The sequence below is a fragment of the Vibrio sp. 10N.261.55.A7 genome, from assembly GCF_002877365.1.
GTDB lineage: Bacteria > Pseudomonadota > Gammaproteobacteria > Enterobacterales > Vibrionaceae > Vibrio.
In genome coordinates this window covers 1-9,520 of the sequence record NZ_MCWZ01000224.1, presented here as the reverse complement: position 1 = coordinate 9,520, position 9,520 = coordinate 1, and the positions used below count along the sequence as shown (strand labels likewise).

General features: G+C 42.8%; 8 protein-coding genes. All 8 read right to left on the bottom strand.

The window, feature by feature from the left end; all coding sequences use genetic code 11:
- Positions 1-569: 569 nt before the first annotated feature.
- On the bottom strand, positions 570-1,175 hold the full coding sequence (gene cas6f / locus BCU12_RS10895; protein ID WP_102404300.1) for a type I-F CRISPR-associated endoribonuclease Cas6/Csy4: 606 nt from the start codon (positions 1,173-1,175) through the stop codon (positions 570-572).
- A 9-nt stretch (positions 1,176-1,184) separates the two neighbouring features.
- Entirely contained in the window at positions 1,185-2,246 is a 1,062-nt protein-coding gene (gene csy3, locus BCU12_RS10890; RefSeq protein ID WP_102404299.1) for a type I-F CRISPR-associated protein Csy3, read from the bottom strand.
- Positions 2,247-2,252: 6 nt separating this feature from the next.
- Positions 2,253-4,340: a type I-F CRISPR-associated protein Csy2 gene (locus BCU12_RS10885; protein ID WP_102404298.1), complete on the bottom strand. Its 2,088-nt coding sequence runs from the start codon at positions 4,338-4,340 to the stop codon at positions 2,253-2,255.
- A 2-nt stretch (positions 4,341-4,342) separates the two neighbouring features.
- Positions 4,343-5,554 carry a TniQ family protein gene (locus BCU12_RS10880; protein ID WP_102404297.1) on the bottom strand — a complete coding sequence of 404 codons (1,212 nt, stop codon included), beginning with the start codon at positions 5,552-5,554 and terminating at the stop codon, positions 4,343-4,345.
- Positions 5,555-5,638: 84 nt separating this feature from the next.
- Positions 5,639-5,917: a hypothetical protein gene (locus BCU12_RS10875; protein ID WP_241909810.1), complete on the bottom strand. Its 279-nt coding sequence runs from the start codon at positions 5,915-5,917 to the stop codon at positions 5,639-5,641.
- Between the two features lie 10 nt (positions 5,918-5,927).
- A complete protein-coding gene (locus BCU12_RS10870) occupies positions 5,928-6,923 on the bottom strand; it encodes a hypothetical protein (protein ID WP_102404296.1) in 996 nt (331 codons plus the stop codon).
- 2 nt (positions 6,924-6,925) lie between these two features.
- Entirely contained in the window at positions 6,926-8,701 is a 1,776-nt protein-coding gene (locus tag BCU12_RS10865) for a restriction endonuclease subunit S (RefSeq protein WP_241909809.1), read from the bottom strand.
- A gap of 20 nt (positions 8,702-8,721) precedes the next feature.
- On the bottom strand, positions 8,722-9,520 hold a 799-nt coding region (locus BCU12_RS10860; protein ID WP_157939876.1), incomplete at its 5' end, for an N-6 DNA methylase.

The following is a 9,520-nucleotide window of genomic DNA, read 5'->3' as shown; positions in this document are numbered from 1 at the left end:
AAAACTAAGTGGTATTCGCATGAATTAAATTTAGGAAAAGTCTTACTATACATAGGCGATTCATTCTAAGGCTAACTTGAAAAGGGGCAGAAGCACGTTAGACCTAATGCTCTAAAGCTTGCTCTAAAGCTCACGCCGCAAGTAAGCCAAAAAGTAAAAAACCACCAAGTCTAAACTTGATGGTTTTGTTATTAACTGCTTGTTCAGCAGGATGGTTGCTTTCTTCCTGACCTATTCTTAGCTGCCTATGCGGCAGGACACATAGCATTTGTTGTTTCTGGGCTAGTGCTCATATTCTTAGCTGCCTATGCGGCAGGACACTAATGCAACCTCAATTTGATACCGTCGATCCAATTCTTAGCTGCCTATGCGGCAGGACACTAAGCGAGCAATGTCGGTCTGCGCCACGAATCATTCTTAGCTGCCTATGCGGCAGGACACTATTAACTATAGTCACCAACCATCTGATTCTACGTGCTTTAAATCACAACCTACCAAAATACCCTTTTAATTTACTGCTCTGTAAGTCTTTGTTTTTAAAAACCAGAAAAAGACTCTTCAAAAAAGGGTCAAAAACGTAAGTCAGGGACAGTCCCTCTTCTTTCTTCGTTCGTCGCTAAGCCATAGCTATTGAAATTCGCTGCTGTACGCTCGTCTGCAAACTCCTTTTGCGTAAACAAAATATAATCTTGCCCTGATGAACCGCTAGAAATTGGGACTCTGTGGAAGTGGTCAATAACACGCTCTTCCACTGCTACAGGCAACGGTTGTTCTTTCCCCTCAAGCTCGGCTCTCACCATACTGCGTTTGATTCTTCTCTTCTTTGAACCTAAGAAATTCTTTTCAATCGTTTGGTTGCGAACAAACCTTACTTCATCCAAGTTCTCAGGTACTTCACAGACACTCGATAGTTCAAATAACCCTTCTTTCACCATCAATGAAAAATAGGGTTGGAAAGAGAGTCCAATCATCATCTCTTTATCTTCAGCAACAAAGGCTATGGTTTGGCCGACTGAAGATTCACTCCAGCTTGGAAAGCTCACACCAATTTTATTCATTGCTTTTGGGTTATTGACCATAAACAAATGCATTTGATGGATGCATCTACCCGCCAAAAGTTCGAAGTCAGCATGGGCAGGAATATAACGTATGTAGAAGTAGTAACGCTTGGTCATGGTTATCCCTTACTTAGCCTTCGTTTTTGACTTTTTCTTTGACTCTGGATTTGAACAGTTAAACAGCCCGCCTTTGATTAAGACCGACATAATGAAATGAACATCATTAGGAATAGTTTGAGAAGCAGCCATACTTTCAATCCAGTTCTCTGTATTTCTGAGTAGTTGGTAGAAATCGTTCTTAAGAGTTACGTGTCGTCTTGCAATTACATATTCCCTATCTGCTCCATACTCATTAACTCTTAGGGGTTTGTCTGCTTCTTCGTGCCACCAGTCGTCAATAGACTGCAATGCTGCACCAATTTTCTGCCCATGAAACGCAACCGTCTCTTTTCCACTCTGTAATTCAACGGTTGCTAGCTGCTTAGTAGGAATGCCATCTTCTCGGCTATCTAAGAACTCTTGGCTAGGGTAAATCTCATCCCCCCAACCAACGCCAATTTTAGCTTTCACATCCATATAGAAATATTCAGTTGGGTCAGATAGTGCCTTCATCAAATAGGCAGTGAGCTTTTCTAAACACTCTTTTGAGCTTTCATCCCAATGCCCGTACCAAGAAAGCCTTGTCGCATTCTCTATAACCAAAGTTTCTGAATCACTGGTTGTTACTTCAATTGTCAATTTTCGGCACTCTCGATTACGCCAAACCCATGTTCCAAGTAAAATGTTCTTTGCGTAACGGTGAGCGAGTTCGGAATACCCATTGAGCTCTTTATAGGTTTTAGCCAATGATGAAAGTTTAAGGCGCACTCCATCATCACTACACACATCAGGGTTTAGCGAATTCGCTCGGATTCTAAGTGAAAAAGCGCAGTAGATATCATCAACACCTGGCTTTACGTAGCATTCTTCGATGAACTGGGGATTAGCATAAGCCAAATCTTGGGGAGCAACATTCTTTTCAGCAAACTTGTCCCCCTTATAGGCTTCGGAATAACCACCTTTTGGGGCTCGCAATCGTGTCCTGTCGATCTCAAGGGGACACATCTCACCATCGTTAGACAAATGGTAGAAATAGGCCTTGCCGGTAGAGAGTGATCGTACGTAGTTCAACTGATTACAAAGTTCCATAAGCGATTAATTCCTATCGTTTTTTATAAGGATAGATTCGCTACTGCATTCTAGCGACCAAAAGGCCTGACTAAAAAAGTGATCTCTTCCACTAAAACGAACTTCTATTGGGTTCAAGCGCTTAGCAATACCAAGAGTATTCTCTGCATAGGCATGGCTGTTTGTGATTGAGTTACCCCGAACAGTAGGAGGCTCTAATAAATGATAGCCAATAGAAACAGGCAGATAATCTGAGTCTTTTGCTAAAAACTGCTCTAGTTCATTGAAACTCGCAGGCTGCTTTTCGCTTGGGTATAACCATCGCCCGTATGCAGGTAGCCCTTTTAAAACATGGAAAAGTTCAGCCTTGCTGGTAAAGGTTCTGAGCCAGTCAATCTGTGATGATATCAGTGGTTGATATAGCGCCCCTCCAGCAAACGAGCCTGGAAGTGCGGTCTTAAGCGCTGACTTAAAATCAGAAATTCGACCCTCACTATTCACTCTTATCACCAGGTCTATCTCTAGCTCAGACAATCGCTCACTACGAATGGTTGGCCGTTTTGCATTAGATAGAGTCCGAGCTTTTGCGACTGAGTTGGGTTCAGTCAGCTTTGCTGTCGATTGAATATTTTCACTGCGAACATAAAAAGAGAAACTAGAAAACTCAAAGGAAGAATCGCTGTTCACAAGCTTGTTAAACTCTCTTTGATAGTGGTGCATGAAGCCCCAAATAGCCGTCAAAGAAGGCGCGCCACACAAGTAAGGGCTACTCATCGCTACGGCGTCTTGTACCCTCATTGATGACAGATAAATATATTGCTCACCTATTGCAGGCTCTTCGTTACTACTTGGTTTACTGAGCTGCTCAAGCACCCACGAAATCTGAGCCTTTACTACCTGCATCAGCTTAGGGTGATAAGCAAATTTCGTTGTAAACCTGTTCTCTTGGAAAGCAAAATGAAGACGTTGATTAAACTCACTCGCCAACGAGGGAAACTCTGATTCAGGTAGCGAAAGAAATGATTGAGCTAAAGGATCATCATGTTCTAATTGCTGTTGACTCGGTTCAGCATCAACTAAATCTCTTAACTCAATGAGCGGTAGCATCCACAACGCGATTTGCTTCCGTAATATCTTACTTCTAACTCTGCGTGAGCTTTCTCTTTGCTTTTGCGTTTTTGAGGGCTCAGATCCGATTAGGTGATTTAAAACCTGACAAATTTTGTGATTGGTTACCTGATAATCATCAAAGTATTGGCCGTTCTTGTTGCGGCTCTCTGGTAATGTTTTATTTGCCACAGGTTTTACATCAAGCGGGTAATTTAGAACTTTCATATTCCCACCTAAACTTCCACATAAATTAGCAACGCTAGCAGAGTTTGGCAGTGACGAGGATACAAAACTCAGTTTGCTCTCTCTACATCTCGATCTCACTTCGAGCTCTCTCTGGACTATATGACTCACCACTGGTGTGATCGACACATAATCATCCTCCCAAGGAAACCTTAACTGTTTACTGTAGTTACTCACACTATCTGGAAAGGTCACTTCGGGTAGATCATCTATCAGTATCTTCTGTAAACGAGCTATTGCCTTAGCACTCAAGCCAAACTCTTGAAGCAGGTCTAACCAAAAAGGGTTTTCCTGCTGAATTAGCAATAGGATATTTACTGCTTTTGATTGCCAGTTAAAAGGGTTTAGTAGCCATAAGGGATGGCGATAGACCCCTGAATTGTGCGCCCAACCAAAGCGCTGATCTAGGCTTATACTTGAAATAAATGACTCAGATGTAGGAAGAGGCTTTGCAATAATACGCTGCTCTTTGACGCGGCAATCAGGAAACTTGAGATTATGTGTGTGGAACCATCTGATTTCAGCAAAAGACGCAGCCAGATTTTCAGCATTTTTTAAGTACTTTTTAGCACGAGCAACATCCAACCAATCGGTGCATTTATCTCCTTTATGATTAGAGCTTAAGTTCAACAAAATAGTCAGAGCTTCTTTTTCCAGCCCATCAATACCGACGTCTTCTGTATACGGCATGAACATCTTCTTTAGAGCAGCTTGCTTTACTGTCTCGGCTTCAATTGCTAATAAATCACTTAATTTCGTCATAATTACCACTCAGGTAGGTATACGCTTAAACCATCACTTTCAGAGCACATTCGGGTCAACTTTGTTTCGATAACACTTCTTAATGTGAATGCTGATTCGTGGCTAGCTATTTTGGTGTGCATTCGTGGCCTAATGGCAGCTTTTATCTCACCAAACTCATACAGCCTATACACTTCATCGGTAGTGCAAGAGAGCAACGTAGAGGCTTCTAACGGGCTAAGCAGAACATCGCCTACATTTCCCTTAGTGCTTGAAGGGAGTGTTGCCATAAGTTTTGTGAAGTAGGCTAACACTTGCGTAAGTACAGCGTTCCGGCTTAACTGCCTACTCGGTAATTGGCGACACTCTTTGAGCAAAGCACCAAAAGCCTCATAAAAAAACGTCTTTTTCCAATCTTTGACTCGTACCAGATCGGCTTTCTTGGCTGACTCATCGAGTTCTTGCCAAAGCATTTTAGGCCAACAAGAGCAATACTCGACAAATGACTCAAAGCTGATGGACTCAACATCGCCATAACGGTTAACGTACCATAGTAAAAAACCATACCGCTCCGATTGAGTCATTTCTGCCTCAAGCTGCCCCAATGGCTTTGAATCACTGCCAGAAAGCCAACGAGCAACTAAGAGCTCAGCCTCTGATGCAACTTCTACATGCGAATCACGAAGATCAAAGCCACACTCACATTGCCTAATACTCTCGGTATTTAGATACTCAAGCCGTGAATTACATTCTGGGCAGTGATGTACCAGTTTACAGCCATGGTGTTCACAAGCTTGGTGAGAGATAAATTGCCACTGCTGGCGAATGTAGGGTGCTTCGTTAACACACAGAGGGCAAATAGGCGTGAAGCGCTTGCGCAGAAAAGCAAAAGGGTAGTCGACACCAAATCTATGAACAGCTTTGTATTGCGGAGAGAATTGAGCTTTTGAATGTGATAACGCTAGGCGCAATACACCAAAGTTGTTGAGCTTTAATTGGTTCTCAAGGTGGATAAGCACTCGCACCCGCATTTGGCTTGTGGTTTGAGCGTGGTAGATATTGACTCGTTCGAGCTCTAAGGGGAAAGCACCAGCAATCGCCTCATGCTGATCCATGGTGTCGAACCAGATATCTTCGGCGAAATGAGAAAATCGCTCGTAGCCTTGCTCTTGCGATAAGCGCAACAAGAAGCTTTCGAGCGACTCGTCAGGGTAAAATTGAATGTCCTTTTTCACATGCCACCACTAAAACTTAGAATATCTAAGTTTTAGTATTGCTGCTATTTCCATTAAATCAAATTTGGTAAGAGCAAATTGTGACTAGAAACCGATCCCTGGCTTACCACCTTGGCAGTTCGGGCATTTTCTTTGAAATACGTCAGTACCATTTGATCCATAAACAGCACCACAGCCAATTTCAAGGCATTCTATTTTGTAGGAAACTTGGCAATGGTCATTACCAGAAACACCTCTAGTACCATGATTTTTCTGGTTATTACGATTTACATAACCAATTTCAGTTGTTTTTGTTGTGCCGTTTTTAAACATATAACCTTCGAGTTCGTTAAGGTTGTAAATTTTTGTTCCAAGCTCTTTCATTAACCGTAATTCAACTGCTCTGGACTGCCTCTAAGCCATCTTGCTTAACGCGTTCGATGAGCTTAAAAATATTACCGACGCCCCACTGGTTCGAGATGGCAATGACTTCACCTGACTCTAATTCAATCTGTTGATCTTCTTTCATGTGGAAACGCTTGTAACGATTCTCTGGGATGTCTGAGACAAGGGTGAATACTGACTTTCGCAACACACCGTTAAATGCAGCTTGTAATTGGTCTAGGTCTTGCGGGTTATGTTTATCTATCCAATCGCTAAGCAACGCGTAGGATAGGTGACGTTTGTTGTATACCGCCCCTTTGTACTGATATTCAGAGTAGTCTTTATCTACGTACTTACTGCTTACACGTTGCTCTTGGCGCTTTTCGCGGAATTTTACTTGGTACTCTTCCACTTCCGGTACAGGGATGATTTGCTCAGCGTTAATTAGAACATCGTCTTTGTAGCGGTAAGGAGCTAAACGAACGCAACTGATGTCGATGCCTTTATCACGTAACCAAAGTACCGAGGTTGTCAGCTCTTTACCAAAGTCAGCGGATGCTAGAACAATACGAACATCGTTACCAAAGTCTTTCAGGTTGCTTTCATCAAGATCAATAAACTCTAGTAAGGTTTCACGAGGATCTAATTCCGTGCCTTCTTTCTCGATGTATTGCTCGAAGTAGTCACACGCTTTTTCAAACGTCATGGTAGAGATCATAGCAGCATAACGCAGTGCTTGAAGCTCCATATGAGCGCCTACTTCATCACGTTTTAACTCAATGACAACTAAATTCGCATTCCTGTCGATGGCTAATAGATCAATACGGCGACGGCTGTCTTCCCAATCAGAAAACTCTTCAGAAATCACCAAACAATCAGGCGCGATAGCATCTATGCAGCTTTTAAGCGCTTCTTGTAGATCTTGACGCTCTTGCAGCCCTTCAGCTGCAAACGTGGTTGGCGTTAAAGCGGTAAGGTTTTTGTTGGCTATGTTATAAAGGCTCACGATTACACCGCCTGTTCAACAATAGCGTCAGTGAGGTGTAGTTGAGTAGATTGAGACTCTTTTAAGCGAGCTTTAAGTTGGTCGCAGATTCCCATTAAGTCATTCAATTGGGTTACAATTCTATCTTGTTCTGACCGAGGTGGCACTGGCATTAGCATTTCTGAGAGTTTTCCTAAATAAATAACTTTCTGTGCTGTCCCCTTTGCATTTTTATCATAATAATCTAATGCGATTGGCGACATTAAAAACTCTGCTAGAAATTTAGATTCTATTTTACTATCAAGAACTGCTACATTCCTTTGCAAAACAAAAGGCGGAAACTGTTGCGGAACAATCGCTGAGCGTCCAATTGACGCAACAATATTCAAAAGAACATCACCTGACTTTATAGCTGTTCGCTTATTTTCTTTATCATAACCACCTTGATCTACATATCTTGAAGCCAAAGAAAAATCTATCCTTCCATCATATATCTCTTTACAACTAAGCATGGGATAACCACCTTCATGATTAGGCGGTGGATTGTGGGAACCATCAGTTAGCTTTCTGCAAGCCTCCCCCAAACGACACCACTCCCACCCATTCGGCAATTCAAACGGCTTTTCATCATCAGCAATCGGCGGCAGTGCTTTCTGCTTTTTGATTTTCTTCTCTTTAATTAACTGTGCTTTCTCTTCTGCAATACGCTCAAGGAGCTTTGCAGCGGGTTCATCATTTGGGTCTTGTAGAACAAGCTTACCCATTACCGCCAATTGCAGGATGGTTTGTTTTAGCTGATCGATGCTCGCTTCGGTGGTGAACAAGGTATCGAAGTGCTCGCTGATTCGTGCCCAGTTTTGCATTAGCTCGTCGGCATCAGCAGAGTTGGTTAGAGAGCCCTCAGCCGTTGCCGAAGGCAACAGTAAAGAGTCTAACAGCGTAGTCACTAATACCTGATGCGCTTCAATGCTGGCTTCAGTTTGTTGCTCTAGTTGGTCGCAGAGAGTCATGAGTTCATCGACCTTGGCGACAATGCGGTGTTGTTCATTTAAAGGAGGAAGTGGTGTCAACACCTTTGAAACTACAGCTCCCGATACTTCTTTAAATGTGGTTCCACTCGCCTCAGCATCAATGTTCTTCGCTGAACGTTTCAAAAAGTAATATACGTAGTCAGATAGCTCTTGAAAAACAGGAACTACAGATTTAAACCCTTGATTTGTAGATAAATCATTTGCCGCGATTGCTGTATAGCCGATTGGAGCACGACTCGAAAACAATACACTACCTTTTGGTAAGAGTTGTGCAGAGGATTTTTCTAAGCCAAGGTCTGTGATATCACGTTTACCGCTTCCGATATACTTTGATTTTAAACCATATAAATCAGCTGGAGTAAGCCACTTAACTCCCTCTTCAGTCCAAAAGGATTCTTCACCAGACTTAGGAGTACCTCCACCAACAATCGCCCCAATATCACTCAGATAGCACCATTGCCAAGATCTAGGAATATTGAAAGGACATTCACTAGATTCAATATCATCAAGCTTCTTACTCTTTCTAAATTTTTTATCTTTGACCAACTGCGCTTTTTCTTCCGCAATTCGCTCAAGCAAAATAGAAGCAGGCTCATCAGTTGGGTCTTGCGGCACTAACTTACCGCGCACCGCTAACTCTAAGATCAGCTCACGTAGCTTCTTCACACCATAAAGCTCACGCTTTTTGCTGCTGCCACGACCAGAAGCTGACTTGGTTTTAACGGTTGAAGTCCAAATGTCGATATTGTCGGTGATCAACTGATTCATAGATGATTGGTCAGCACTCATTATTCAGCACCACCCATAGACGATTTCAGGGCTTCACCTAGAATGCCTTTAAGTTGATTGCGAAGTTGTGAGATCTCGTGCTGCTGCTGTTGGTAGTTCTCTAATAGCTCGTTTGGATCGTGACTTACCACTTCACCTTGATAAGGGTTTTTAATATCTAGGTTGAAGTTACGCTCAATGATGTCGGCGATTGGCACTTTCCATGCGTAATTATTCTCTACGCGGCTAGCAAAACCATCATCTTCATTACCCCACCAATCAATCTCTTGTTGGAACTCTTCAAATTTCATTGGCTTGGTTTTGCTGTAGTTCTTCACGCCTTCTGGGTATGGGTGCTCGTAGAACCATACGTCTTTGGTTGGCTTACCTTTGGTGAAGAACAGAATGTTGGTTTTGATGCCTGTGTATGGGTTAAATACCCCATTAGGTAAACGCACGATGGTGTGCAGGTTACACTCTTCGGTGAGCATTTTTTTGATTTTGGTTTTAACGCCTTCACCAAACAATGTACCGTCTGGCAATACTACCCCTGCGCGGCCGCCATTTTGCGTTTCTGAACCTTCGTCTAACACTTCTATGATCAGTTGTAGGAACAAATCAGCCGTTTCACGAGTTTGCATTTCGGCTGGGAAGTTCTTTTCAATGCCGTCTTCTTCTGTGCCACCAAACGGAGGGTTGGTTGCAATCACGTTAATGTTGCTGTCCCAGCTTGAAAGCGGTTTGTTCAGCGTATTGCCGTGTTTAATTTGCACTGGCACTTCAATGCCGTGCAGCATCATGTTGGTGATACACAGTAGG

What these genes read in the sequence shown, in the direction of transcription:
- cas6f (WP_102404300.1), bottom strand. Translation starts at nt 1,175, where the DNA reads ATGACCAAGCGTTACTACTTCTACATACGTTATATTCCTGCCCATGCT.
- csy3 (WP_102404299.1), bottom strand. Translation starts at nt 2,246, where the DNA reads ATGGAACTTTGTAATCAGTTGAACTACGTACGATCACTCTCTACCGGC.
- BCU12_RS10885 (WP_102404298.1), bottom strand. Translation starts at nt 4,340, where the DNA reads ATGACGAAATTAAGTGATTTATTAGCAATTGAAGCCGAGACAGTAAAG.
- BCU12_RS10875 (WP_241909810.1), bottom strand. Translation starts at nt 5,917, where the DNA reads ATGAAAGAGCTTGGAACAAAAATTTACAACCTTAACGAACTCGAAGGT.
- BCU12_RS10865 (WP_241909809.1), bottom strand. Translation starts at nt 8,701, where the DNA reads ATGAATCAGTTGATCACCGACAATATCGACATTTGGACTTCAACCGTT.